At 67.8% G+C, this 25,828-nt stretch carries 21 protein-coding genes and 1 tRNA gene; 11 read left to right on the top strand and 11 right to left on the bottom strand.

Annotation, left to right across the window (positions count from 1 at the left end; translation table 11 throughout):
• Positions 1–258 precede the first annotated feature (258 nt).
• The 5 genes from RE421_RS06375 to RE421_RS06355 all read left to right on the top strand — a co-directional run bounded on the left by RE421_RS06375 (position 259) and on the right by RE421_RS06355 (position 7,108).
• Positions 259–444, top strand: a complete 186-nt coding sequence (locus RE421_RS06375; RefSeq protein WP_309816060.1) for an acetyltransferase — start codon at positions 259–261, stop codon at positions 442–444.
• 353 nt (positions 445–797) lie between these two features.
• Positions 798–2,414 carry an AAA family ATPase gene (locus tag RE421_RS06370; protein WP_309816058.1) on the top strand — a complete coding sequence of 539 codons (1,617 nt, stop codon included), beginning with the start codon at positions 798–800 and terminating at the stop codon, positions 2,412–2,414.
• Between the two features lie 425 nt (positions 2,415–2,839).
• Positions 2,840–3,544 carry a hypothetical protein gene (locus RE421_RS06365; RefSeq protein ID WP_309816056.1) on the top strand — a complete coding sequence of 235 codons (705 nt, stop codon included), beginning with the start codon at positions 2,840–2,842 and terminating at the stop codon, positions 3,542–3,544.
• Positions 3,545–4,045: 501 nt separating this feature from the next.
• Positions 4,046–5,353, top strand: a complete 1,308-nt coding sequence (locus tag RE421_RS06360; protein ID WP_309816053.1) for an ISL3 family transposase — start codon at positions 4,046–4,048, stop codon at positions 5,351–5,353.
• 567 nt (positions 5,354–5,920) lie between these two features.
• Positions 5,921–7,108: an IS110 family transposase gene (locus RE421_RS06355; protein ID WP_309816046.1), complete on the top strand. Its 1,188-nt coding sequence runs from the start codon at positions 5,921–5,923 to the stop codon at positions 7,106–7,108.
• A 15-nt stretch (positions 7,109–7,123) separates the two neighbouring features.
• On the opposite strand, the gene RE421_RS06350 is transcribed toward RE421_RS06355, so the two are convergent.
• The 6 genes from RE421_RS06350 to RE421_RS06330 form a co-directional block, all read right to left on the bottom strand.
• Entirely contained in the window at positions 7,124–7,831 is a 708-nt protein-coding gene (locus RE421_RS06350) for an HAD domain-containing protein (RefSeq protein ID WP_309816043.1), read from the bottom strand.
• 222 nt (positions 7,832–8,053) lie between these two features.
• Entirely contained in the window at positions 8,054–9,514 is a 1,461-nt protein-coding gene (locus RE421_RS06345; protein ID WP_309816040.1) for a hypothetical protein, read from the bottom strand.
• A gap of 371 nt (positions 9,515–9,885) precedes the next feature.
• Positions 9,886–10,626 carry a site-specific integrase gene (locus RE421_RS06340; protein ID WP_309816038.1) on the bottom strand — a complete coding sequence of 247 codons (741 nt, stop codon included), beginning with the start codon at positions 10,624–10,626 and terminating at the stop codon, positions 9,886–9,888.
• A 569-nt stretch (positions 10,627–11,195) separates the two neighbouring features.
• A complete protein-coding gene (locus tag RE421_RS16800; RefSeq protein WP_396134635.1) occupies positions 11,196–11,381 on the bottom strand; it encodes a helix-turn-helix transcriptional regulator in 186 nt (61 codons plus the stop codon).
• Positions 11,382–11,652: 271 nt separating this feature from the next.
• Positions 11,653–11,729, bottom strand: a tRNA-Thr gene (locus RE421_RS06335).
• An 83-nt stretch (positions 11,730–11,812) separates the two neighbouring features.
• Positions 11,813–12,685, bottom strand: a complete 873-nt coding sequence (locus RE421_RS06330; protein ID WP_309816036.1) for a thioredoxin domain-containing protein — start codon at positions 12,683–12,685, stop codon at positions 11,813–11,815.
• 193 nt (positions 12,686–12,878) lie between these two features.
• Between RE421_RS06330 and RE421_RS06325 the strand changes: the two genes are divergently transcribed.
• The 6 genes from RE421_RS06325 to RE421_RS06300 all read left to right on the top strand — a co-directional run bounded on the left by RE421_RS06325 (position 12,879) and on the right by RE421_RS06300 (position 18,622).
• Positions 12,879–14,411: a trehalose-6-phosphate synthase gene (locus RE421_RS06325; protein WP_396134602.1), complete on the top strand. Its 1,533-nt coding sequence runs from the start codon at positions 12,879–12,881 to the stop codon at positions 14,409–14,411.
• Complete coding sequence (otsB, locus tag RE421_RS06320) at positions 14,408–15,262, top strand: trehalose-phosphatase (RefSeq protein WP_309816033.1); 855 nt, start codon at positions 14,408–14,410, stop codon at positions 15,260–15,262. The genes RE421_RS06325 and otsB overlap by 4 nt, the downstream gene beginning before the upstream one ends.
• Positions 15,250–15,915, top strand: a complete 666-nt coding sequence (locus RE421_RS06315; RefSeq protein WP_309816031.1) for an ABC transporter ATP-binding protein — start codon at positions 15,250–15,252, stop codon at positions 15,913–15,915. Before otsB ends, RE421_RS06315 begins: the two co-directional genes overlap by 13 nt.
• On the top strand, positions 15,912–17,198 hold the full coding sequence (locus tag RE421_RS06310) for a DUF4032 domain-containing protein (RefSeq protein WP_309816028.1): 1,287 nt from the start codon (positions 15,912–15,914) through the stop codon (positions 17,196–17,198). Before RE421_RS06315 ends, RE421_RS06310 begins: the two co-directional genes overlap by 4 nt.
• Positions 17,199–17,261: 63 nt before the next feature.
• Complete coding sequence (locus RE421_RS06305; RefSeq protein WP_309816025.1) at positions 17,262–17,690, top strand: metalloregulator ArsR/SmtB family transcription factor; 429 nt, start codon at positions 17,262–17,264, stop codon at positions 17,688–17,690.
• A 2-nt stretch (positions 17,691–17,692) separates the two neighbouring features.
• Positions 17,693–18,622, top strand: a complete 930-nt coding sequence (locus RE421_RS06300; RefSeq protein ID WP_309816022.1) for a cation diffusion facilitator family transporter — start codon at positions 17,693–17,695, stop codon at positions 18,620–18,622.
• Here RE421_RS06300 and treZ read toward each other — a convergent pair.
• From treZ to RE421_RS06275, 5 genes are read right to left on the bottom strand one after another with little or no spacing between them, the layout of a single operon-like run.
• Complete coding sequence (gene treZ / locus RE421_RS06295) at positions 18,609–20,444, bottom strand: malto-oligosyltrehalose trehalohydrolase (protein WP_309816017.1); 1,836 nt, start codon at positions 20,442–20,444, stop codon at positions 18,609–18,611. The two genes, RE421_RS06300 and treZ, sit on opposite strands and share 14 nt — an antisense overlap.
• Positions 20,441–23,029 (bottom strand): malto-oligosyltrehalose synthase, encoded by a 2,589-nt coding sequence (treY, locus tag RE421_RS06290; RefSeq protein WP_309816012.1) that lies wholly within the window; start codon positions 23,027–23,029, stop codon positions 20,441–20,443. The genes treZ and treY overlap by 4 nt, the downstream gene beginning before the upstream one ends.
• A 52-nt stretch (positions 23,030–23,081) precedes the next feature.
• Complete coding sequence (locus RE421_RS06285) at positions 23,082–23,531, bottom strand: hypothetical protein (RefSeq protein ID WP_309816010.1); 450 nt, start codon at positions 23,529–23,531, stop codon at positions 23,082–23,084.
• Positions 23,532–23,573: 42 nt separating this feature from the next.
• Positions 23,574–24,038 (bottom strand): hypothetical protein, encoded by a 465-nt coding sequence (locus RE421_RS06280; protein ID WP_309816005.1) that lies wholly within the window; start codon positions 24,036–24,038, stop codon positions 23,574–23,576.
• Between the two features lie 6 nt (positions 24,039–24,044).
• Complete coding sequence (locus tag RE421_RS06275; protein ID WP_309816004.1) at positions 24,045–25,790, bottom strand: S-layer homology domain-containing protein; 1,746 nt, start codon at positions 25,788–25,790, stop codon at positions 24,045–24,047.
• Positions 25,791–25,828: the final 38 nt, after the last annotated feature.

The following is a 25,828-nucleotide window of genomic DNA, read 5'->3' as shown; positions in this document are numbered from 1 at the left end:
GCGTCCACGAGGCGCACCAAGACCGCCAACGGGGCGGCCAGGCCACTTACCTTGTCGCGTGGCAGGACCAGGAGCCATTGGGCTCCGGAGTACTGCAGGGGGTGGGTGCATCGGGTCCAACGCCCGCACCGCGTACCCCGATGCGGTGGAACTCAATCACCTGCAGGTCCGTGACCATTACCGCGGACAAGGAGTGGGCAGCGCCCTATCGCCGCCGCCGAGGACCGCGCATCACAAGCCGGCCGTGTGCAGATAGCGGTGGGAGTCGCCGAGGACAACCCGGAGGCGGAGCGCCTATACCGCCGCCTGGGCTACCGCCCCACCGGGATCATCGATGTCAGCGAATACGACTGGATCACCCCCGAGGGAGCAGTCCGGCATGAAACCGAACGCGATCACCTGCTGATCAAGGACCTCAGTACCACCATGGAACGAGCCCGCTGATCTCTTGCTGGTGCACACAGCTGGGCCGTCCCACGACGGGATCCCCTTAAGGTCGATCCTGGACGCAGACGGTCAGATAGCCCTGTAAAAATTCGGCCACCTATCTCTCCAATTCACACCGCACTGCCTTTCGTGTTGCCGCGACCGCATCTGGAGGCTGTCGAAAACTAAACGAAGGCACAGGTCTGGAAAGGCAACGTAGTTTGACGCGAGCCTAGCGCGACAAAGAACCAATCAGAGGTGACAATGCGCAACTTAGCCTGCTGCGAGGCCGTGCCAAGTACCTTGGAAAGTGTTCCTAGATTTCTAGGGCCTCTCCATGAGCCATAATGCTGAAGTTTCGGGAGCTTTCAATGATCAAGACGCTGACGGTGGAGAACTACCGGTCGCTTCGCTCATTCGTCTTGCACCCCGGCGACGGGCTGAACTTAATCGTCGGCAAGAACGCGGCAGGCAAATCCACCCTGCTTGAAGCCCTAACGATGGTGCTCAATGGGCGCTTGAACGGGCGTGGGCTGTACGAGCAACTCAATCCCTACTGGTTCAATCAAGACGCAGTGAGAGAGTTCTTTGCGAAAGTTCAGACCGGGGCACGCCCCCATCCGCCGGAGATTCGAATCGAAGTCGAGTTTCACCCCACAGCAGATAACGCTCGACTGCGAGGAACTCACGGAAAGGATCGGCGGGAGGTTCCGGGCTGCTACATGCATGTTGGGCTGGACCCGGAACTGAGCGAGGCCTTCTGGGGGCATATCGACATGGGTGAACACCATGGTGTTCTTCCCCACGAGTACTTCGCGGTGCGGTGGGAGAACTTCGGCGGAAAGCCTCTCAGAACGATTACGCCTCCTGCCCGCGTGCTCAATATCGATGGCACCGCCGAGCGTTCGAACCTCAGGATCGACAACTACGCCCGAGAGATCCTAACCAGTGTCCTGACACCGGCGGAATTATCCGACCTGTCCGTCAGGCACCGGCATGCGATGCGGACACTGACCGATGCGAGTTTAAGCACATTGAATGACGGGCTTCGGCTAGAACCCGAAGGAGCGCTCAACGGCCCGTTCGGCACCATAGGCATTCACCTCGATTTCTCCGCCGCGAACAGTTGGACTCGCGGCATTGGACCCTCCTTAGATGAGTTTCCCCTAGCCTTCGTCGGACAAGGTGAACAAACGCAAGCGAAGCTTGCCCTGGCCCTAAAGGGGGTTAGCAAGGCGGACATTGTCACCATCGAAGAACCAGAGAATCATCTGTCTCACACGTCACTTCATCGAGTCCTATCTCTAGTGGAGTCCCTGTGCAGCGGCAAGCAGGCATTCATCTCTACCCACAGCTCCTACGTCCTAAATCGCTTAGGACTTGACCAGATTCATCTGCTCGCCAACCAGACTGCTAATCCTCTGAGGGGCGTTCAATCGGATACGGTCCAGTACTTCAAGAAGCTGTCCGGATTCGACACCCTTCGCGTGGTCCTTGCCGACCGTCTCGTCCTCGTCGAGGGCCCCTCGGACGAGATGGTGTTCAGGCAAGCTTGGAGGCAAAGGACAGGCTCGCCTTCCGAGGCTGCTGGAATAGACGTGATGGCCGTAGGAACCGCCTACAAACGCGCCCTTGAGCTTTGCGCCCTTCTCGACCGCGACGTGGCAATCCTGCGCGACTGCGATGCAGCCACCCCTGAGCATTGGTGGATCCAGTGCCAACAGTTTCTTGCACCAGGCAAGCGAAACCTGTTCGTAGGTGAACCCGGCTGCGGACGCACTCTGGAACCTCAAATGACAGCCGCCAATGCGGCGAACTTGGCGGAGTTCGCGTCCAACATCGGGTGTCCAGGTGGGGTTGCTGAAGTCGATGCCTGGATGAGCAAGAACAAGACTGACTGGGCGCTCAACCTGGCAGAATCGGGCGCCCGGTTTGAGGTCCCCTCGTACATCAGCCAGGCTGTCGAGTTCGTGCGAGCCTTGACGTGACGACGAACCGTGTCCTCTTGGCTGTCGCCGGTGGCCGTAAGACGCAACGCATCATCGATTGGTGCGCGGAGCTGCCAGCCTCGGCTACCCCATTGATCCTGACTTACACGGAAACATCACAACGGGACCTGCGGCAACGCCTGCTTGAAGCCAAGGTGCCTTGCAAGACGACAGTCATCGGTTGGTACTCCTTCTTGGTGGAGTATTTCGTACGCCCATACTTGCCCTCACTTCCGACGCTTTTCAGCTTTCACAGCCCAGTTAGCGGGGTGTTTCTCGAAAATGAGCCGGGTGCATGGAACCTATCCGGGCGGACGCGATACTTCACGAACGACGGTCAAGCGAGAACATCAAGATTGGAGGAGCTCGTCCGCACAAAGATACTCACCACTGCGGGCGTTGACCCATTGGGTCGCCTAGGGGCCATGCATAGCCACATCTTCATCGACGAGGCACAGGATCTGAGCGGGGGAGACCTCGGCATCGTCGAAAAGATGTTCTCCGTCCTGGATCGCGTCACCCTGGTCGCAGACCCTCGCCAATCGGTCCTCTCGACGAACCGCTCCAGCCGAAAGAACAAATCTTCCTCGGGTCTAGGACTGCGTAAATGGGCCGTCAGCCTTCGGTCCGTCATCGTGGAAGAGTCTCAGGAAACCTGGCGATTCGGAGCCGATATCGCTGCACTTTCCGACCGGGTACTGGACCCGCAGCTCGGCTACTCTGCCACGCAATCCCGTCGGTATAGCCCCTCCTCCATTCACGAGGGCGTCTTTGCGGTCACATTCTCAGAGGTTCCTGCTTATCTGCAGGCCTTTCCCGGTGCGGTTGAACTCCGGGCAGAGCGGCGACAAGAAGTCCTTAATGCGGACTCCGCCCTTACCTTTGGGCTTTCCAAAGGCCTTACTTTCGAGCGAACGATTGTGTATGTTCAAAAGACAGTGCAGAACTTCCTGCGCCAGTCTGCTTGGGCTCCCACACGTGGCCTGGAGTCCGTTGTGAAGGAACTGTCGCCCAAGACTGCTTCGAACTTCTACGTCGCGGTAACTCGCGCAGAGAGGAGCGTCGCTCTCGTTCTCCTAGATGAGAATGTGGACGCGGTTCCGCTGCCGCGATGGACGCCAGTGGACTGAGTGGACGCCGTAGTTTCAGGCTCTGTCGGACCTCGGTTCAGACCGCATCGGTCAACTCCTGCGGATCCGTGCTGTCTCGCGTCAGGGCGACGGACGTCCGGTCCGGCAGTCAGGAGCCTCAGCACGGTTGAAAGTAGCGGAGTGGTGACCATCGATGGTGGTGACAGACCGTAGAGGTCTGGGTTCCACCGGGATGGGAGCGCCCGAGACCGCATAGTGGGAGCCGCTTGATGTGCGGATCCAAACGGGTATCTTCACTGGTCCACCTGCTGTCCATCATCCAGCCGGACGGCGCCGGCCATGAACGCCGTCGGTCCGTATTCGGTCAGCCGGCGGATCGCCGCACTGTGTCCAGCCATGATGAGCCGGACCGGTAAACCGGCTCATCACAAACGAGGGTGTAGACGTGGGTCTCGAAGGGTGGGCGCGTCGGTATCTGGATAGAGGTCGAGGCCTTCCGAAGATGGAAGTTCCTACACAAGCCATCTGAAAGACCTCGACGTGCTCAACGCTACCTTCGACGACTGTGACCTGACCAAGTTCTGCCGCCTTCACGAGCTCGGCCTGGAAGCCACTGGCCAACGCCTGGAACCAGGTCGGGCGGTACTGGCCTGCCGGGTTGTGGAGCCGGATGACTGGTGCCACCGCTGCGGATCGAAGGGAACCCCACGTGGCACGGTGATCCGCCGGTTGGCGCACGAGCCGTTGGGCTGGCGCCCGACCACGCTGCGCATCACGGTGCGTCGCTACCGGTGTGATGACTGCGCCCACGTGTGGCGCCAGGACACTACCGCCGCGGCAGAGCCCAAGGCCAAGATCTCCCGGCGTGCCTTGCGTTGGGCGTTGGAGGCCTTGGTGATCGGGCATCTGACGGTCGCCAGGGTTGCCGAGTCGTTGGCGGTGCGGTGGAACACCGCCAACGACGCCGTCCTCGCTGAGGGCAAGCGGATTCTGATTGACGATCCGACCCGGTTCGATGGTGTCACCGCGATCGGCGTGGACGAGCACGTGTGGCGCCACACCCGGCGTGGGGACAAATACGTCACGGTGATCATCGACCTCACCCCGCTACGGGCTGGCACCGGGCCGGCCCGCCTGCTGGACATGGTCGAGGGCCGTTCCAAGCAGGTGTTCAAGACCTGGCTGGCCGACCGCGACCAGTCCTGGCGGGACAACGTGGAGGTGGTGGCCATGGACGGCTTCACCGGGTTCAAGACCGCCACGGAGGAGGAACTGCCCGAGGCCACCGCGGTCATGGATCCCTTCCACGTCGTCCGTCTGGCCGGCGATGCCCTCGAGCGGTGCCGGCGGCGGGTCCAGCAACAGGTCCACGGCCACCGAGGTCGCAAGGACGACCCGCTCTACAAGGCCAGAAGGACCCTGCTCACCGGGGCTGAGCTGCTCACCGAGAAGCAGTACTCTCGCATCCAGGACGTCTTCGACGGTGATGAGCACGTGGAGGTCGAGGCGACCTGGGCGTTCTACCAACACATGGTCGCCGCCTACCGGGAACCCGACCGGACCAAGGGCAAGACGATGATGCAGACGCTGATCACCAAGCTGGGCCGGACGGTGCCGACCCAGCTCACCGAACTGGCGGCGTTCGGCAGGACGCTGAAGAAGCGGGCGGCGGACATCCTGGCCTACTTCGACCAACCCGGCACCTCCAACGGCCCCACCGAGGCCATCAACGGCCGCCTCGAGCACCTACGCGGCTCAGCCCTCGGGTTCCGAAACCTCACCAACTACATCGCCCGATCCCTGCTGGAATCCGGCGGATTCAGGCCACGTCTACACCCTGGATTGTGAAGAGCCTGTAAACCTTGCTCGGCCCAGTCACGGACCGTCTGGCAAAACTTCACGATGCCCGGGGCATCTGCGTGCTCGATCCGGTCCACGATCAAGCACAGGCCGGATCCTTGGGTTGCCAAGGCCTGCAGCAGACTGATTCCCTGGCTCTGGAAGTCCGAATCCCGACCCACCAGTTCAGGATTGATGTCACGCAGTGCCGAGCTGACCGCCCGGTCAAGGTGGTCCAGGAAGCCGCGGCCCTGGCCGCCTACGGGCAGAAACTCATGGCCCTTGACGCTGATAATGGAAAGTGCCCGCGGACGTAGTGACCCACCTCTTGACTGGCGGCCCTCGAATGGGCCTGTCCTTCGTTTGATTTGTCCTGCGTCCGCGGGCACAGCCATGGGTTTCGCCGGTGCATGACCTCATAGGAGCATGATCGATTCCATGGCCAGGGTGACACCGCGATGGTATCGGTCCCGTCAGCGTCTTGTCTGCCCCGGCGGAGCCCGCGGCGTTCACTGCCCGAGCTCCTGAAGGAGGATCCATCGTGGTCAAACACATCCTGGCCGACACCCGACAGATTTGGTCGCCGGCGTTGACACCCACACCGATACCCATACCCTGGCGGTCCTCACCGCCCAGGGCCAGACCGTAATGACCGAGACCTTCACCGCGGACGCCCACGGCTACGCCGGCCTGCTCGGCGCCCTCCACGCCGCCGGGACGGTCGCCGTGGTCGGGGTCGAGGGCACCAACTCCTACGGTGCCGGTCTCACCAGGGCCCTGGCTACCGCCGGGTTCACGGTGGCCGAGGTGCTGCGACCGACTCGCCAAGTCCGCCGGATGAACGGCAAGTCCGATCCCATCGATGCGATCGAGGCGGCGCGCTCCGTACTGGCCGGTCAGGGGCTCTCGGTGGCCAAGGACACGACCACCCCGGTGGAGTCCCTCCGGTTCCTGCTCACCGCCCGCAACCGGCTGGTTGCCGCGGCGACGTCGATCGGCAACAGCATTACCTCGCTGCTGGTCACCGCGCCAGAACCGGTGCGCGACAAGTACCGCGGACTGCGTACCCCGGCGTTGGTCAAGGCGTTGGCCGCCAGCCGCCCGACGGGACCGGTCGATGCCCCAGAGACGGCGGCTCCGCTGGCACTGCGCACCCTGGCCAGAGCACATCAGGAGGCCACCGCCAAAGCCGATGACCTCGAAGAACAGATGCATACGGTCCTGGCCGAGCACTACCCGGGGCTGTTGGCTGTCTACGAGGCCGGCCCCATCGTGGCCGCCCAGCTGGCCGTCACCGCCGGCGGGAACCCGGACCGGATCCGCAACGAGGCCGCCTTCGCCTCCCTCTGCGGTGCCGCCCCGATCCCGGCTTCCTCCGGGCGCACCAACCGGCACCGACTCAACCGGGGCGGAGACCGACGCGGCAACAACGCCCTGCACCGCATCACGCTGGTCCGGATGCAACATGACCAGCGCACCCAGGACTACCTCGCCCGTAGAACTCGCGAGGACAAGAGCACTACCGAGATCATGCGTTGCCTCAAGCGTGCGATCTGCCGCGAGGTCTACCGCGCCTTGACCACCGAATACGCGCCGCAGGTTCGACCCGATTTCAGATCCCTGCGCAAGGCCAGGAATCTCACCCTCACCGATGTCGCTCAGGCCCTGAACACCTGGCCAGCCCGCATTTCCGACATTGAGCGAGAACGACGCCCACTAACCGAGCTCACAAGTCGCTACGAACAATGGCTCTCAGCCGCTTGACACAAGATAGGAGCATCACTGGCTGGCAAAGAGGACCTTGCTGCCTTCGCTGCGGGCCTGCTCATCGGCCAAGCTGAGGACAATGGTGCGGGTAGCCGCATCCCCGCCGGTCACGAGGTTGAGCCGGCCGATGTCAGCCAGCATGTCGGCACGGATCTGCCTCTCGGAGGAGTGATGCCAGCTGACGAACTCCTCGATTTGAGTCATGTGCTCTGCAGTCATTCCGATCGCAGGGTCGGTGTTGATGAGCAACCGGTCCGGGCGGTCACACCAATCGTCGTGATCGGCCGTGAAATTGAGGTCGTCGATCCACACGACCGGGCGGCCAGGGAATGCCTGCTGCAGGGCCCTGGCTTTCCAGTCCATCGGACCATCGTGGAAACGCGGCCGTTGTGCGGCCACCGAGATGCCGACCGGGAGGGGTTCGATTCGGAGGAGAGGTACGAGGTGCCGGTTGGCGTCGTACTCCCATGTGCTGGCCCAGCAGATGTCTGCGTTCTCTCGAATTTTCGTGATCCATGGCCCATGGAGAGTTGGATTGATGGTGAGGGGCATTTCAAGGGAGTGCTCTCCCAGAAGGGTGAATGGCGAGAATCGTCCATCCGGAGGGATCGTGACCGTGCGTCGGATCCAGCCGGGTCCGACTTTGCGCGCCGAGTGTTCGATGTTCAGCACGCCGTCGATGTCTAGGGCGACTACGGGTCGGCCGGGAGTGGTGCTCATACGCACATGGTCCGCCATGGGTGGGACGAGGTAAGAAACACCATGGCACCGGGCGTGAACCGGATCCACAATTGGGCGAAGAAAGAAATCAAGCTGGAATCTATTGGGGTCAGCCTCCCGCGGTGTTACCGAGTTGCCCGCGCACCGTAAACCCCACTTGCCCGACAGGCGCTTACATCAAGACCTGCTCAGGATTAACCCCGCTGAGTGCGTTCCGATCTTTCAGCGCCACCCAAGCCACCGCCGTCGGGAGGTGCGGGAGGGAACGGTATCGACGTCGACAACCGTTCCACTAACCTGTGTCCCCGATTGAGCCACGGGTGCCGTGCTGGAACCGAATAGCAGCTGACGGATCGCTTCCACGTCCTCGTTGCGCCAAGCCGAGAATAGTTCCAGCGCGGAGATCACAGGCTCAGTCTGCGCCGAAAGGAACTCCGGCCTAGCGTACGGGGTCGGCCTCCGCTCAAGTGGAACCGTACGGAGCTCATGGCTGATCACGAGCGCGCCGCCGTCGATCGGCGTAGCACCCGGCAAGGTCGGCCACTCCCGTAAGTGTCGGAGCAGATCTTGGTAGGCACGCTCGGGAGCACTTCCGCTCGCTGACTTCACTTCCACTACTCGGGACCGTCCTCCGTAGCCGCAGAGTAGGTCCGCGTTCTTGGTGTCTCCATACTTTGCGTCGAGGTCGACAACCTCGATGCCAGCGGACTCGAAGACCGACGACACGGCGTCGACGAGTTGTTGGCCGGTGCCGTAGAGCAGGCCATCACGAGTCGCGACAGCCGAGCGCTGTGCGTCCTGAAGCTGACTCTCCAGTAAGTCGCGGCGCGCAGCATAGTCGCCCTCAAGCACGGCCAAGGCGTCCCGAGCGTTCCGCTCACGCCGTGTCATCAGCTCCTCGTCAGTAGCCAGCGGACGCCGTGCCCGGCGCATCGCACCAGGCACGAACTCCGGCAACGCTTGCTCCAGTAACCACGGGAGCAACAGCGTCCAGGGGGTCTCGACCGGGACGACGTAGCGCCGCTCCACACCATCGGATGAGTGCCAAGCGGCTACGACAGGTTCGCCGAGCTCGGTCTCTAAAATCGGCAGTAGTGTTCCTTCCGGCGCGTGCTGCTCCCGGCCGTGGATCGACTCCAGCACCGCTCCACTGAGCGACAGGCTGCGCCAGACCGGCACTGGGTTGCAACTGAGCAGTCGAAGTGCGAGTTGGCCATCGGCGTTACCGAGACCATCGGCGGCCCGAACTCGGGCACCTTTACCGATCTTCTGACCATCGATGCTCGTGTAGGTCTGACCGATCGAGACCGAATCGACGGTCGGCCCGAAAATGTTACGGAAATTGCGAGATTCGTCCTCGATGCTGCCGATAGGGCTGATCACCAGCGCTGCCTCGCTCCGGCGTTCAGCACCCTGCCGAAAACGAGAGAACTCGTTGGCGCCTTGTCCTGCGTACACGCTCGGTTGCAGTGCCACGGCGCAGTCGGCGGTGTCGAAGCCCAACCAACGCGGTTCGAAACCGTGGGATGCCCAATCGAGGTCAGCCCTGGCGACGGCAGGCCGCCGCTTTTCCCGCAGATACGACCCTGCGCTCTCGCTGTGCTGCGATTGCAGAGCTTCAGTCTCGTCCCACTTCTCGGGTGTCTCTGAACAAACGTGGACAGAGATCGGGAGTTGAGCCATGGCCCAACCCTAGTCGGGACCTTGCAAACGGTGAGTATGCGCATCTTGGTCAAGTACATCGGTGCGATCGTCCGGTGCACCCTGGCGGTGTACTCATCATTCAAATTGGGCAGCCAGACGTGTGACCGACCTCTTTGGGTGTCAGACAGCTCAGGTCACCGACTGCATCAAGGGCGAAATTGTCAGCGACTACGGCAGGTGATGTCGACATGTGCCGGTCCACGAGCACCGCCCACCATCGTGTCAAGCTGATTGACTTGGTCACCGCCAACCACCGGATATTTCGGCGATGTATCTATACGCCCCAGGTCACCTACCAGTCGCGAGTTCTCGAACATTCACCGTTGCATTCATCCTGGGTACCCTCATTGTCAGTTGAAGTAGTCAGGCAACGCGCGGTCGGCCTCCGGAGTCTCATGCGGAGGCCTCACGTAGTGAGTCATGGTGATTCGAGGCGTGGAATGACCAGCGTGCCTCGCAGCTCTTTCTACTCCGTACTCATCCCAGATATCTGTAATGACCCTCCGTCGCAAACCATGCGGGCTGATGTGGACCAGCCGACCTTCGTCGTCAACGCGGTCCTGATCAATGCCAGCATGGCCCAGGGCGTCGCGAAGGCCTCGACGGAACGCGGTCGGCGGCCACCAGCCTCCCGAGGTACTCGGAACCAGCGGCGCTGTCATCGGCAATCCTGCCTGGATTCCCTCGGCCAGTCGCCGCTTCATCACGGCGGCCGCCTCGCTGGATACCGGGACGGTGCGCTTCCTTCGCGACTTAGTAGTGCTTTGCCGCTGGACCTTACCGTTCTCCGTCATAGTCCCGCTGATGGCCATCCGCTTCTCGTCCACGAGCGCATCCATGAGGCGCAGAGCTAGAACTTCACCGATGCGAGCACCCGAGCCAGCCAAAAGGATCCACACGTCCGTATATCGCGGCCCTCCGCCCCACATCGCCACACGGGTCCTTGCCTGGTAAGCCTGCAGAGCTTTGCAAACCTCCCTAATGGTCTCCGCGTCCAGGGCGGCAAGCTCCGCCGGGTCCTCATCGAGTTCGTCTCGTCGGGGAAGACGAGCGGCCTTCGCAGGGTTGTCACGGATCAGGCCCTCGGCCATCGCCTCATCCAGCGCACGGCGCAGCAAGATGTCGGCCAACTCGGCAGCGCGGTACCCGGGTCCGCCCGCTTGCACAAGGGAGTCGTAGAACCCCTCAATATCCGCGACGGTCAGTTCGCCGAGAGGTATCTCGCCGACCCCGTTGATCGTGCTCCGGTCAGTTTGCCGGCGGTCGAGATCTCCTGCGTCGGTCTCCCGGATACTGGGAGCTGACTCAGGCCAGATGTTCCACGCAGCGTACTGAGAGACACGCGCTGTCCCGGGACTCTATCGCGACTTCTCACCTCGCGGTAATGTCCGTCGCCGGTCCACCGCAGCAGCCATCCGCGGTTCCAACCAACCCGCCAGATATACACCGGCCCGCGTCTGACTGGAACCGGCTCGTTCCATGGCGCGGTCAAGCTCGCCACTTAGCTTGGCGAGCGCCATCGCCTTGGTGTTGCCACGTTGGTCGCCGCGGTAGGTACTGCCATCAGGCAGTTTGACACTTCCACGGGCTCTCCATCGTGCGGAACCCTCTTTGACCGCGCTGGGAGTACCCCGCTCCCCCGACATGAGGATCTTGGGCATCAGCGGACCACCTTGGATGAGATGCGCGAAGCTTCTTGCCAGGCAGCAACGTCCTCCGGGCGATACCTCACGCTTCCGCCCGGAAGGACATAGCGAGTCGGACCCAATCCCTCGCGAGTCCAGCGGTCCAAGGTCGCCTTGGACACGCCGACCATCATTAGGACATCGGCTTTGGTCAGCGGCATAGTGACCGGAACCGTGGCTCTTTCTGGCTTTCGCCCTCGAGTTTTCGTGGCCATCGTCTTCACACTCTCCGCGCCCACCATTTCGGATGGGTTATCCATTCCTCGGGGTACTTCCCTGAGCGATGGGCTCCATGTGTGCGGACTACGCGCAGTAATAAAGGTGGACGCAGCCAGGACCTCCCGGGCGGATCGGGAAAAGAGGGCAGACAGTGGGGCAGCAGATAAGAAAAAGCCCGCCCGACGCGGTAAACCGCAAGTCAGACGTGCTTTGTGGAGCCCCCTACCGGATTCGAACCGGTGACCCCCTGTTTACAAGACAGGTGCTCTGGCCAGCTGAGCTAAGGAGGCGGAAAGGGCCGGTTCCGCGGCCCACCGGCGCATGCGCTGGCGGGAACGGAAACCGGCCCTTCAAGGGTAGCCGATGCGGTCGGTCAGGACTGCTCGGCGATCTTGCCCTCCACGTACTCGGCGAACGGGGTGCTCTGGTCCCAGTTCTCGCCCTGGACCCACACGGAGGGGGTGCCGGCGATCTGCGCCTCGCGGGCTGCCATGCCGGTGTGCGTCACGAACGGGCGGTACTCGTTGCCGTCGATGCAGCTGTTGAGGTCGGCGCCCAGTCCGGAGGCCATCTCCTTCAGCTCGTCATCGCTGAGGCCCTCGCCCTGCTTCGTGGCGTAGCTGGCGAAGATCTGGGTCATAAAGGAGTTGTAGTGCTCCGGGGACTGCTCGGCCATGCACGCGAGGGCGTTGCCGGCCCGGGAGGAGTAGTTGCCGGTGGCCGGATTGTCGAGGTAGTCCAGCATCCGGTATTCCACGGTGACCTCGCCGGCGTCCAGCCACTCGGCCATCAGGCCCGCGTTCTCCTGCTCGAAGCTGGCGCAGTGCACGCAGTTGGCGTCCGCGTAGACGATGATCTGGGCGGGCTCACCGGCCGGACGGGCCTCGCCGCCGGGGACGGAGGTGGGGGCCTCGCCGGTCAGCTCGGGCTGGGAGGCGTCAGTGTTGTCGACCTCCGTGAACGCCTCGTCGCCCGGGGCCAGCTCGGTGGTGGAGGTCAGGGTGATGCCGCCCTGGTCGTTGGCGGCGCTCGGTGCGGGGCCGGCGTCGGGAATGGAGCGGGACGAGTTCATGAAGATGATGCCCACCACCACGGCGATGACCACCACCACGGCGGTCACCACGCCCCAGCGGACCATGAGGGAGCGCCGCCGCTCCTGCCGACGCTGCTCCTCCTGCATCTGCCGGGCCTTCTCGCGCGCGGTCTGCTGCCTCTCGGCCTTCGTCTGCTTGTTGCTGCTCGCCATGGTCCTGCCTGTCGTCCTGACTGTCGGGGTCGTGAGCGGTCACGGGTGCCTGGCCGGTATCCCCCATACCATCCGCCTCCGAGCCAAGGGCTAGGGTACCGGGCCAATCTGAATGCGGGGTACACGGGGACACGCGGGACGATAGGGTCGGAGACGGACCCCGACCGGGGCCACGAGAAGGAGTTCCAGACAAGTGAGCAACCGCGTTGACCTCCCCACCGGAGCCCCCTCCTTCCTGGAGCGGGCCGAGCACCGGGTCGGTGCTCCCCCCGAGCCCGGCGACTACGACCTCGTGGTGGTGGCCAACCGCCTGGCCGTGGACCGGGTGACCGACCCGGACGGCACCTCGTCCTGGCGCCGCTCCCCCGGCGGCCTCGTGACCGCCCTGGCCCCCATCATGGCCAGCCGGGAGGGGGCCTGGGTCGGCTGGGGCGGCGTGGCGGACGAGGCACTGGAGCCGTTCACGCATGACGGCATGCACCTGGTCCCGGTCGAGCTGTCCGAGCAGGAACTCACCGAGTACTACGAGGGCTTCTCCAACTCCACGCTGTGGCCGCTGTACCACGATGTGATCGCCCGCCCCGCCTTCCACCGGCAGTGGTGGGACACCTACCTGACGGTCAACGTGCGCTTCGCCCGGGCCGCCGCCGCCACGGCCGCGCCGAACGCCACGGTATGGGTGCAGGACTATCAGCTGCAGCTGGTGCCCCGTCTGCTGCGCCGGCTGCGGCCGGACGTGAGGATCGGCTACTTCCACCACATCCCGTTCCCCCCGGTGGACATCTACTCCCAGCTGCCGTGGCGCCGGTCCCTGCTGGAGGGGCTGCTGGGCGCGGACCTGATCGGCTTCCAGCGCCGCTCGGACGTGGCCAACTTCGCCGGGTCCGTGCGGCGGCTGCTGGGCGGGTCCTTCCGTTCCGGGGCCCTGAACGTCAACGACGGCCACGGCGGCGAGCGCGCCGTGACCGCCGAGGCCTTCCCCATCTCCATCGACGTCGCCACCATCACGGCCCTGTCCCGGGACCCGGAGGTGCAGGCCCGCTCGCGGCAGATCCGCGAGGAGCTCGGCAACCCGAACACCATCCTGCTGGGCGTGGACCGGCTCGACTACACCAAGGGCATCCGGCACCGCATCAAGGCCTTCGCCGAGCTGCTGGAGGACGGCAGCCTGGACGTCGAGGACGTGTGCCTGGTCCAGGTGGCCAGCCCCTCGCGGGAGAACGTGGGCCCCTACCAGGAGCTGCGGGACGACATCGAGCTGGCCGTGGGCCGGGTCAACGGCACCTACGACACCATGGGTCACACCGCGATCCGCTACCTGCACCACTCCTATCCGGTCGAGGAGATGGTGGCCCTCTACCTCGCCGCGGACGTCATGCTGGTCACCGCCCTGCGGGACGGCATGAACCTGGTGGCCAAGGAGTACGTGGCGGCGCGGGGCGGCAAGGGCGGGGTGCTGGTGCTCTCGGAGTTCGCCGGCGCCTCGGACCAGCTGCGCAAGGCCCTGCTGATCAACCCCCATGACATCGACGGCATGAAGGACGCCATCCTGGAGGCCGTGGCCATGGCGCCGCAGGAGGCCACCAAGCGCATGCGCTCCATGCACCGGCAGATCATCACCCATGACGTGAACAAGTGGTCCCAGGACTTCCTGGGCCGGCTCGCCGGGGGCGAGCAGGCGGCTGACCGGCAGGAGCACGACGCCGGCCCGGAGACCCCGCGATGACCGGTCCAGTCTCCCCGGGGCCGGGTCCAGGGTCGGGCCCAGGGCCGGACCCGGCGCGGCCGGCCGGCCTCCCCGCGGACCTCTCGCAGGCACTGCGGCGGTTCGCCGGCCGGACCCCGATCCTCGTGGCCGTGGACTTCGACGGGGTCATGGCCGAACTCGTGGACCGGGCCGAGGAGGCCCGCCCCCTCCCCGCGAACGCCGAGGCCCTCACCGCCCTGGGGGCGCTGGCCGGCGTGCACACTGCGCTGGTGTCCGGCCGGGCCCTGGAATCGCTGATGGCCGTCGCCACTCCCCCGGAGTCCACCCTGCTCATCGCCTCCCACGGCGCGGAGCGCCGCCTCGGCCCGGACGCGCCGCCGCTGGAACTGGACGCGGGACAGGTCAGGGTCCTGGCCGGCGTCGGGCAGGTGCTGGAGGCCACGGCGCGCCGGTACCCGGACGCCTGGGTGGAGCACAAGCCCGCCGGCCGGGTGCTGCAGGTGCGGCTGGCGCGCACCCCGGAGGCCAAGCGCCAGGCGGTGGCAGAGGCCGAGGCCGCGTTGCGCGAGCTGGCCGGGGAACCGGGGATGGACGGCTTCCACGTGGGCCACGGCAAGGACGTGCTGGAGGTCTCCGTGGTGCGGGCGGACAAGGGCCAGGGACTGGACCTGCTGCGCCGCGTCACGGGGGCCCAGGCCGTGCTCTTCGCCGGGGACGACGTGACGGACGAGCACGGCTTCGCCCGGCTGGACGCGGACCGGGACATCTCCATCAAGGTCGGCGCCGGCCCCACCGCGGCCCGGTTCCGGATCGAGGGACCGGAGCAGCTGGCCGCGGTGCTGCGGGAGGTGGCCGCGTGGCGCGGCTGAGCCTGCAGGGCATCACGGTGCGGTACCCCTCCGCCCAGGAGCCGGCGCTGGCGGACCTGGACCTGACGGCGGCGGACGGCCAGTTCGTGGTGGTCTCCGGGGCGCTGCGCAGCGGCAAGTCCACGCTGCTGCGGGTGGTGGCCGGCCAGGAGACGCCCGCCACGGGCCGCGTGCTGATCGGCGGAGTGGACGTGACGGGGCTGCCGCCGCAGGACCGGGACGCCGTGCTGGTGTTCCAGAACTACGCCCTGTACCCGCACATGGACGTACGGGAGAACATGAGCTTCGCGCTGCGCGTGGCCGGGGTCCCGGAGGCCGAGCGGCTGGACCGGGTCCACGAGGCCGCGCGGCTGCTGGACCTGCACGCGCAGCTGTCCTGGAGCCCGGAGGACCTGACGGGGCCCCAGCGTCAGCAGGTGGCGCTGGCCCGGGCGGTGGTGCGGCGCCCGGCGGTGCTGCTGATGGACGATCCGCTGGCCGCCCTGCCGCCGGAGCTCAAGGACCACACCGCGGGACTGATCCGCTCGCTGGCGCGCACGCTGTCCGTCACCACGCTGTACGCCACGGCCGAGCCGGGGCCGGTGGCCTCGGTGGCCGACCGCCGGCTGCGGCTGGACTCCGGGCGGCTCAGGGAGGACACTGCGGTCTCATGACGCCGCGATCCGGATTGGACATCACCACGTCCGTGGGGACGGGCCGCACGGAGGGCGCCTCGGAACTGCTGGGGCTGCCCTGGGACACCTCGTTGGAGGACTGGCCCGAGTCCGCGTTGGCCGCCCTGCCCCGCGGCCTGTCCCGGCACGTGGTGCGGTTCGCCCACCTGGAGGGGTCCGTGGTGGCCGTCAAGGAGACCACGGAATTCTCCGCGCGCCGCGAGTACCAGCTGCTGCGCCGGCTGGAGCGGCTGGACATCCCGTGCGTGGAGCCGGTGGCCGTGGTGGCCGGACGCACCGATCCGGACGGCGAGCCGCTGCCGACCGCCCTGGTCACCCGGCACCTGCGGTTCTCCCTGCCCTACCGCGCCGTGTTCTCCCGCCGACTCCACCGGGACACCCTGACCCGCCTCATCGACGCCCTGGCCCTGCTCCTGGTGGAGCTGCACCTGGTGGGCTTCTACTGGGGGGACGTCTCCCTGTCCAACACCCTGTTCCGCCGAGACGCCGGCGCCTTCGCCGCCTACCTCGTGGACGCCGAGACCGGGGAACTGCACCCCTCCCTCTCCCACGGCCAGCGCGAGCACGATCTCGAGCTCGCGCGCGTCAACATCGCCGGGGAGCTGATGGACCTGATGTCCGGCGGCATGGTGGACCAGGACGTGGACCCCGTGGCCACCTCCCAGCTGATCATCGACGCCTACCGCCGGCTCTGGGACGAGCTCACCGGCGACATGTCCTTCCGTCCCGGCGAGCGCTGGCGGGTGGAGGAGCGGATCCGCCGCCTCAACTCACTGGGCTTCGACGTGGAGGAGTACGCCATCCGCACCACCGAGGACGGCTCCCGGCTGGTGCTGCAGCCCAAGGTGGTGGATCCCGGGCACCACCAGCGCCGGCTGCTGGGGCTGACCGGCCTGGACGTGCAGGAGAACCAGGCCCGGCGCCTGCTGCGGGACATCGACGAGTACCGGGCCGTCAACCACCCGGACATGGACGAGCACGAGGCCGCCAACCGCTGGCTGATCGACGTGTTCGAGCTGGTGACCCGCTCCATCCCGGCCGACCTCTCCGGCAAGCTGGAGCCCGCCGAGGTGATGCACCAGCTGCTGGAGCACCGCTGGTACCTGTCCGAGAACCAGTCGCGGTCCGTCCCCCTGTCGGAGGCGCTGCGGTCCTACCTGGAGACCGTGCTGCCCCACCGCCGGGACGAGGACGCCGTGGTGCTGCATCCGACCACCACCATGCTCAGGGCCGTGGAACTGCCCTCGGAGAACTACGACTAGGCCTTCGCCGCTCCTTCCGACCCGACCCTTGGCGGCATCGCCGTACGGCGATATGATCGTTCCATGGCGATGAGTTCGATGGAGTCAGTGGAGCCCGAGCCCCTCGACGAGGTGGCCACGGCCGCGTACGCCCACCTGTTCCAGGCGCTGGCCGATCCCACCCGCCTGACGCTCGTCCAGCACCTCGCCTCGGGCGAGCACCGCGTGCGGGACCTCGTGGAGCACCTGGGACTCGCCCAGTCCACGGTCAGCAAGCACCTCGGCTTCCTGCTGGAGTGCGGACTGGTCACCCTGCGCCCCGAGGGCCGGTCCACCTGGTACTCGCTGGCCGAGCCGGAGCTGCTGCGCCGCCTGACCGCCGCCGCGGAGGGGATCCTGCAGGCCACGGGCACGGACGCCGTGCTGTGCACGCACCTGCGCCAGCCGCACCGAAACCGGAGCACTGCCACCGGGACTGCCACCGCCACCGCCACCGCCACCGAGGACGCGTAGCCGTGGGCGCCGGACACGTCCACGGCCCCGCCGGCCAGGCCGGGGACCACCGCGTCAGGCTGTGGATCGCCTTCGGCCTGACCGCGGTGATCGTGGTGGCGCAGGCGGTCGGCACGGTGCTCACCGGCAGCCTCGCCCTGCTGACCGATACGGCGCACGCCCTGGCGGACGCCTCCGGGCTGCTGGTCGCGCTGATCGCCGCCACCCTGATGCTCCGGCCGGCCACCTCCACGCGCACGTGGGGCTTCCGCCGCATCGAGGTGCTCGCGGCGCTGGGCCAGGCGGCCCTGCTGCTCGTAGTCGGCGTCTACGCGGCCGTCGAGGGGGTCCGTCGCCTGGTCGAACCCCCCGAGGTCCCCGCCGGAGAGCTGCTGGTCTTCGGCGCCGTGGGCCTCGCGGCCAACCTCGTCGCGATCGCCCTGCTGTCCTCCACCCGCGGCGCGAACTTCAACATGCGGGCGGCCTTCCTCGAGGTGCTCAACGACGCCCTCGGCTCCCTGGGGGTCGTCGTCGCCGCCGTGGTCATCGCCACCACCGGCTTCCAGCGGGCCGATGCCCTCGCCGGCCTGTTCATCGCCGCGCTGATCGTGCCCCGCGCGTTCGCCCTGCTGCGGGAGACCACCAGCGTGCTGATGGAGTTCACCCCCACCGGCCTGGACCTGAACGAGGTCCGGCACCACCTCCTCGCGTTGGAGCATGTGGAGGACGTCCATGACCTGCACGCCTCCACGGTGGCCAGCGGCCTGCCGACGCTCACGGCGCACGTCGTGGTGGAGGACCGGTGCTTCACGGACGGCCACGCCGCCGCGATCCTGCAGGACGTCAAGCGGTGCGTGGCCGAGCACTTCGCGGTGCAGGTCCACCACTCGACCTTCCAGATCGAGACCCGGGACATCGCCCGGCACGAGCCCGGCTCAGTCACCCACGACTGAGCAGCACGAACCCGTGGGACGGAACGCTCCCGTCCGCGGGCACGCCGGTGAGCGGGCCGTCCGGTCCGTGGCCGGCCAGGAGCCGGTAGCCGCCCACGTCCTCCGGGACGGGCCAGGGCTCGCTCCCGAGGGCGGCCAGGAGCACCACCACGCCGGGTCCGTCCCCCGTGACGCCGCGGTCCATCCTGACCCACTGGCGTTCCTTGTTCACGGTGGCCCGCGTGGTGGCGCGGTCCGGGTCCGTCAGTTCGGGTCGCTCGGCGCGGACCCGGATCAGGGTGCGGTGCAGCTCCAGCAGCCGGGCGTGCCGGCCGGTGGCCGCCTCGTCCCAGCGCAGGGTGGAGTCGGTCAGCGTCTGAACCGCCTGCGGGTCCGGCACGTCCTCCCCCCAGGCCATCCGCTCGAACTCCCGGCGCCGGCCTTCCGTCACCGCCCGCGCCAGGTCCGGCTCGCGGTGGGCGGTGAAGAACTGCCACGGAGTGGAGGCCGCCCACTCCTCCCCCATGAACAGCATCGGGGTGAAGGGGCCGGCCAGCAGCAGGGCCGCCGCGATCGCCAGCTGTCCCTCGTCCAGGGTGGCCGTCAGCCGGTCGCCGGTGGCCCGGTTGCCGACCTGGTCGTGGTTCTGGGCGAACACCACGAGGGCCTCGGCCGGGACCTGGTCCCCCAGCGGCCGGCCGTGGTGGCGTCCCCGGAAGGAGGAGTAGCTGCCGTCGTGGAAGAAGCCGTGGTTCAGCACCTTGGACAGCGCGGACAGCGGGCCGAAGTCGGCGTAGTAGCCGTCCGTCTCCCCAGTGAGGGCCACGTGCACCGCGTGGTGGAAGTCGTCCGACCACTGCCCCGTCAGCCCGTAGCCGCCGGCCCCGTCCCGGCCCGGGGCCGCGCGCGGGGTGATGAGCCGCGGGTCGTTGAGGTCGGACTCGGCCACGAGCACCAGCTGCCGGCCCAGGGCCGCGGAGAGCGCATCCGTCTCGGCGGCCAGCTCCTCGAGCACGTGCACGGCGCGGGTGTCCTGCAGGGCGTGGACGGCATCCAGGCGGAGCCCGTCCACGTGGTACTCCTCGAACCACATCCGGGCGTTGTCCAGGATGTACCGGCGCACCTCGTCCGAGTCCTCGCCGTCCAGGTTGAGCCCGCTGCCCCATCCGGTGGACCGCTCCGTCAGGTACGGTCCGAACCGCGGCAGGTAGTTCCCGGAGGGCCCGAGGTGGTTGTAGACCACGTCTTGGATGACGGCCAGCCCGGCCGCGTGGCAGTCGTCCACGAAGCGCCGGTAGGCGCCCGGGCCGCCGTAGGAGGCGTCCACTGCGTACCAGCCCACCCCGTCGTAGCCCCAGTTGTGCCCGCCGGCGAAGGAGTTCACGGGCAGCAGCTCCACGTGGGTGACGCCGAGGGAGACCAGGTGCTCCAGCATCCCGGCGGCGGCCGCGAGGGTGCCCTCGTCCGTGAAGGTGCCCACGTGCAGCTCGTAGAGGACGGCTCCCCGCAGGTCCCGGCCGCTCCAGTCGCCGTCCCGCCACGCGAAGCCGTCCGCGTCGACCCGCCGGGAGGGCCCGTGCACCGTGTCCGGCTGAGACCGCGAGCGCGGGTCCGGGAAGGGGCCCTCCCCGTCCACGCGGTAGCCGTAGCCGGCGGAGGCATACCGCTCCTCCACCGGCGCCTCCGGCTCCCACCAGCCAGCCCCGGCCGGGACCATCGGCGCCACGGCGGCCACCGCCCAGCGGTCTGCCGCATCGTGCACCGCCCCGGGCTCGTGGTCGGTGAACACCAGCTCCATGCGGGTGGCGTGCGGCGCCCAGACGGCGTAGCGGTCCCGGCTCATCGCAGCGTGTTCCCGTCCTCAGGCACCAGCAGGGCCACCGGGTGGTGCTCGAAGAGCTCGGTCAGCCGGGTGGTGCCGTCCGTGTGGGCCCCACCGAAGCGGCGCCCGGTGAGCAGGTCCACCATGGCCTGCCGGGGCAGCACGATGGCGGCCTCGCCCCAGCCGCCCTCATCGGCCAGTCCCAGCGGCCACCGGGTGGCCACGGTGATGGAACCGCCGCGGGTGAAGGCGATGACGTGGTCGGCGGCCTCCCCGATGACGTCGAGCTCCTGGTAGCGGTTGAACCACTCGGGGTGTTCGCGGCGGGCCCGCAGGGCCCGCGAGGTGACCAGCAGCTTGAGGCCGGCGGCGTACTCGGCCAGGGCGGGCCCGTCCGACCAGCCGGAGCCGTTGCGCCAGCCCACCCCCTCGAGCCAGGCCGGTTGCGCGGGACCCGCCGGGCCGGCGTCGTGCTCCTCCTGGTCCGCTCCCCGGTCCACGGCGGCCGGGAACGCCGGCGCCCAGCCGCCGTCCAGGCGCCCCAGCAGCGCGGCGCGCTCGGCGAAGTCCACGGGGCGGCGGTTGTCCGGGTCCACGAGCGTGGGGAACGGGATCTCGGTGCCCTGGTAAACGTCCGGGATGCCGGGCAGGGTCAGCTGGATGAGCTTCATGGCGGCCTGGTTCACCACCCCGGCCACCGCCACCCGGTCCGCCATGCCCTGGAGGGTGTCCCGCAGCTCGCCCGTGCCGGTGGCCCGATCGGCGAGGTCGGCGAGCGCGGCCTCGAAGTCCTCGTCCGGCTCGGTCCAGGTGGTGCGGGTCGCCGCCTCCCGGGCCGCCTTCAGCGCATAGTCGGTCAGGCGTTGCGTCTGGAGGGCGCTCCCGTCCACGGGCCAGGCCCCGACGACGGTCTCCCACAGCAGCTTCTCGAAGGGCCCGTCCCCCAGGGGGGCGAGCTCCATGAGCCGGTCCAGCGTCCGGGCCCACTCCCCCGGGATCTCGGAGAGCACGTCGATCCGGGCGCGGACGTCCTCGCTGCGCTTGGTGTCATGCGTGGACAGCGTGGTCATGGTGCGCGGCATGCGGGCCTGCCGGTCGCCCTGGAGGTCGTGGAACCGGGCCAGGTCCAGGGCGAAGGAGGAGGGGTCGCCGCCGACCTCGTTGAGGGAGGCCAGCCGGGTGTACCGGTAGAACGCGGTGTCCTCCACGCCCTTGGCCATCACCATGCCGGAGGTCTGCTGGAAGCGTTCCCCGATCGGGTGGTCGGGGTCCGCCAGCAGCGGCAGCAGCGCCTGGACGGCCTCGGCCAGATCGGGACGGCGGCGCACCGCGTCGGCGGCGGCGTCGTCCAGGTGGTGCCGGCCGGTGGGCAGGTAGGACCGGTACACGGGGAAGCAGGCGAGCAGCTCGGCCAGCGCGTCCTGGAGGCGTTCGCCCGTGGCGTCCTCCGGCAGCAGTCCGGGGACCAGCCGCGCCAGCCGCTCCACCTCCGAGCGCATCATGCCGTCCGCCACGGCGCGCTTGGTGCCGTGGATCATCTCGGCCCACACCATCTCGGCCTCCACCTCGGTCGTCTCCGCGGTGTCGTTCCCGGCATCCGTCCACCCGCCGAGCCGGGCGGCCATCTCGTCCAACACGGGGGCGCCGGCCGGGTCAGTCAGCACCCGCTCGATCTCTCCCAGTGCGTCGTAGCCGGTGGTGCCGTCCACGGCCCAGGTGGCCGGCAGCCGTTCGCCGGGCTCGAGGATCTTCTCGCCCAACAGGTAGACCCCGCCGGTGGCCTGGCGCAGGTTCTCGAAGTAGCCGCCCGGGTCCGCCAGCCCGTCCGGATGGTCCACGCGCAGCCCGTCCACGAGGCCGTCACGGATCCAGGACAGGATCTCGCGGTGGGTCTCGGAGAAGACACGGGGGATCTCCACGCGCACCCCGGCCAGGGAATTGACCGCGAAGAAGCGGCGGTAGTTCAGGTTCTCGTCGGCCTCGCGCCACGGCATCAGCCGGTAGTTCTGCAGCTCGTGGGCGGCGCGGGCCACCTCCTCCTCGCCGGCCCCCGGCCCGGCCGCGGCGCGTGCCGCCTCCTCGGTGCCGGGCGCCAGCGGGTACACGTTCTCGTAGTAGTGCAGCTCGCCGTCCACGATCCGCAGTCGGGCCAGTTCGGCCTCCGGGTCCTCGTCGGTGCCGTCCCCCAGGACGGGCAGCCAGATCCGGGAGTCGCCGGCCTCCCAGTCGATGTCGAAGGCCGTGGCGTACTTGGAGGCCTGCCCGTGCTTGAGCAGGTTCCACCACCAGGCGTTGTCCTTGGGGGTGGCCACCCCCACGTGGTTGGGCACGATGTCCGCCAGGATCCCGCCCCCGGCGGAGTGCACGGCCTCCGCCAGTTCCCTCAGCCCGGTCTCGCCGCCGCGGGCGTCGTCCACGGTGGTGGGATCCACCACGTCGTAGCCGTGGGTGGAGCCCTCCTCCGCCCCCAGCATCGGGGACAGGTAGACCCAGTCGACGCCGAGCTCCCGCAGGTAGGGCAGTGCCTCCCGCGCCCGGTCCAGGGTGAAGTCGGCCGTGAGCTGCAGGCGGTACGTGGACGCGGGGACTCTCTGCGGACTGGTCACGTGGTGCACGGTAGCAAACCCGCCGGGCCCGTGGGGCCGCGGCCCCACGGGGTTAGCCGGGAGCCCCGGTCAGGTCCCGGCTGATCTGCGGTTCCCCGGACTCGGCGAAGGTGATCAGCACGTCCTGGTGGACGGTGCCGTCCGGCATGGTGACGTCCGCGTTGAGCGCGTTGCCACGCCACTCCTTGCCCACCACGGACTCCACCCCGTACTTGGCGGTCACGTTGTCCTGGATGGCCTGGTCCGAGGCGCGGGACTCGAAGGCGGCGAACACCAGGGCGGCCACTCCCAGCAGCAGCACCCCGGCGCCGGCCACGATCTCCCGGGTGGCGTCCCGGACGCGGTCCGGGCCGGCATAGCGGGCATCCTGGTCATCGAGGTGGGCCCGGTAGCGCCTGCGCCGCCACATCCCGTGGGCCAGGACGGCCAGCCCGATGATCGCCAGCAGGACGCCCATCCCCTGGGCCACGAGTGAGGTCTGGAGGTCGATCGGCGTATACATGCCTCCATTCTCCCCCGTCCTCTCCGCGAACGGGACCGCGCCTCAGAGTCCTCCGCCGGGGGTGAACAGGTGCTCCCCCATCAGGGGCTCGCCGTCGGGCTCGAAATAGACCTCGGCGTCGTCCTGCACGCTGCCGTCCGGCAGGGTCAGGTCCGCCACGAGGAAGGCCCCGTTCCACCGGGCGTCCGCCACGGCCGTGACCCCGTACTTGGCCTGGAGGTTGTTCCGGACGTTCTGGTGGGTCTGCCACGCCCCGACTCCGGCGAATCCGGCCAGCACCACGGCGACGCCGAGACAGGCGTAGCCGGTCCACCGCTCGGCCCGGATGTCCCGCAGCAGTTGCGGGTCCCGGTTGCGTCCGGTCCGGCGCGTGAAGCGCAGGTGGCCACGGCGCCGCCACACGGCGTGACCGATGACGCCGGCCGCGATCACCGCCAGCACCCCGACGACCCACAGGGTGGTCACGGGCGACTGGAAGTCCACGGCACCGTAGTCACCCCCGGACACCGGCGGCTACCGCTTCAGCGTGGTGTAGCCGCGCGTCCCGGCCATGTCGGCGAGCTGGCTGGTGTCCAGCCAGAACGGCGCGGTCCAGGGGTCGTAGATCAGGAAGGTGTCGTTGTTGCTGTTGTAGCCCACCACGGCCATGTGGTGGCGCAGGGTGAACTTCCCCCCGGTCTTGGCCCGCTGGAGCGGGGGCTGCTCGTCCGGGGTCGCCGCGATGTTGACGACCGACGGGACCCCGGCGTCGATGGCTCCGCGCAGGTCGTCGCGGAGCGTCCGCGTCTGCGTCAGGTTGGCGTCCGCGCCCGGGATGGTCTTCACCGTGTACCGGACGTCGAACGGGGCGTGGTAGTCCAGCACGCGGGCCACCTGGTGCAGCCAGGTCCCCTCGCGGTCCGTCTGGGCCGCGACGGCCAGGGACTTCTGGGAGAAGTCCAGCCGGAAGGCGGACAGTGCGATCTCCATGGAGGCCGGGCCGCACCAGTACCCGTTGGGCTGCTTCGCGTAGTCGGCGTCGAGGACGGCGACACCCCGCTGGGGCCGGTCCGGCAGGTAGCGCTTGCCCTTGCGGGAGACCGCGGACTTGGCGGTGCCGGCCTCGAAGTCCCGGATGAGGTAGCCGCCGTGCACCCAGCCCCTCACGGAGCCGAACGTGATCTCGCGCCAGGTGGCGCCGCTGACGGTGGAGCTGCGCCCGGTCCAGATCACCTTGGTGTTGCGGGCCAGGGAGGCGATGCTCCGGTAGTTGGTCCCCGCCCCGGAGCGCACGTTGAGGCCGTCGTCGGCGATCACCACGTACTTGTACTCCAGCGGGATCTGCGGTGCGGGCTCCGGCTCCGGGGTGGGTTCCGGGACGGGTTCCGGGGCCGGCTTCGGCGCGGTGGTCGGCGGCTGGGGCGTGCCGTTCAGGTGGGTCTCCAGGCCGTACAGGTACTTGGCGGTCTCCCCGCGCTGCACGTCGTGGCCGGGGCGGAAGGTCTGGTCCGCGTAGCCGGAGACCATCTTGTGCTGCACCAGCCAGGAGATGTCCCGGTACCGGGGGGCCGTCGTCGGGACGTCCCGGAAGGTCGCCTTCGCCGGAGCGGTGTAGTCCGCGTCCCCGGCGAAGCGGAACAGGTAGGAGGCGAGCTCGGCGCGGGAGATCGACTGCCCGGGCTTGAAGGAGGGGTACTCCTGGCCCTCGTTGACGTAGCCGCGCACGATCTCCTGCTCGTGCATCCAGGAGATGGCGGTGAATCCCTCGTCCCCGCGGCTTGGGGTCACGTCCGCGAAGTCGCGGTCAGTGCCGGGGTCGTGGCTCGCCCCGGACATCCGGTAGACCATGACCGCCGCCTCCTTCCGGGTGATGTCCCGGTACACGCCGAAGGAGTGGTCCTCGTAGCCCTTGGACAGCCCGGCGCAGGCCATCCACGTGACCTGGGTGTAGAAGTTGCCCGTCGGGGGGACGTCCATGAAGTCCTGCTTGCACGGACCCAGGTGCTGGAGGGGCGCCGCGGCGGAGCGGCTTCCGGAGGCATCGGTCCCGGCCGTGCCGTCGGTGCCGCCGGCGTTGCGCCGCAGGGACTCCACCACGGAGTCCTCGAGGACGGGCAGGTCCTCATCGAACTGCGTGGACTGGTCCAGGGGATTCAGGGTCTCGGAGTCGGCATGGGCGGGCAACGCCACCAGCGCGCCGGGGACCAGCAGGCCCGCGGTGAGGGCGGTGGCGATCAGGCGCCAGCGCGCGGTGCGGCGGCGGGGGGTTGGACGGGACACGGGGTCGCCCTTCGACGGTGGAGTGAGAGGGGCAGGAG

Source organism: Citricoccus sp. I39-566, assembly GCF_031432995.1.
Classification (GTDB): domain Bacteria; phylum Actinomycetota; class Actinomycetes; order Actinomycetales; family Micrococcaceae; genus Citricoccus; species Citricoccus nitrophenolicus_A.
The sequence above is the reverse complement of the archived record's forward strand: the minus strand, read 5'-3'. Positions and strand labels throughout refer to the sequence as shown.

What these genes read in the sequence shown, in the direction of transcription:
- RE421_RS06370 (WP_309816058.1), top strand. Translation starts at nt 798, where the DNA reads ATGATCAAGACGCTGACGGTGGAGAACTACCGGTCGCTTCGCTCATTC.
- RE421_RS06345 (WP_309816040.1), bottom strand. Translation starts at nt 9,514, where the DNA reads ATGGCTCAACTCCCGATCTCTGTCCACGTTTGTTCAGAGACACCCGAG.
- RE421_RS06340 (WP_309816038.1), bottom strand. Translation starts at nt 10,626, where the DNA reads ATGGCCGAGGGCCTGATCCGTGACAACCCTGCGAAGGCCGCTCGTCTT.
- otsB (WP_309816033.1), top strand. Translation starts at nt 14,408, where the DNA reads ATGACCGGTCCAGTCTCCCCGGGGCCGGGTCCAGGGTCGGGCCCAGGG.
- RE421_RS06365 (WP_309816056.1), top strand. Translation starts at nt 2,840, where the DNA reads ATGCATAGCCACATCTTCATCGACGAGGCACAGGATCTGAGCGGGGGA.
- RE421_RS06285 (WP_309816010.1), bottom strand. Translation starts at nt 23,531, where the DNA reads ATGTATACGCCGATCGACCTCCAGACCTCACTCGTGGCCCAGGGGATG.
- RE421_RS16800 (WP_396134635.1), bottom strand. Translation starts at nt 11,381, where the DNA reads ATGCCGCTGACCAAAGCCGATGTCCTAATGATGGTCGGCGTGTCCAAG.
- RE421_RS06305 (WP_309816025.1), top strand. Translation starts at nt 17,262, where the DNA reads ATGGCGATGAGTTCGATGGAGTCAGTGGAGCCCGAGCCCCTCGACGAG.
- RE421_RS06330 (WP_309816036.1), bottom strand. Translation starts at nt 12,685, where the DNA reads ATGGCGAGCAGCAACAAGCAGACGAAGGCCGAGAGGCAGCAGACCGCG.
- RE421_RS06310 (WP_309816028.1), top strand. Translation starts at nt 15,912, where the DNA reads ATGACGCCGCGATCCGGATTGGACATCACCACGTCCGTGGGGACGGGC.
- RE421_RS06350 (WP_309816043.1), bottom strand. Translation starts at nt 7,831, where the DNA reads ATGAGCACCACTCCCGGCCGACCCGTAGTCGCCCTAGACATCGACGGC.
- treZ (WP_309816017.1), bottom strand. Translation starts at nt 20,444, where the DNA reads ATGAGCCGGGACCGCTACGCCGTCTGGGCGCCGCACGCCACCCGCATG.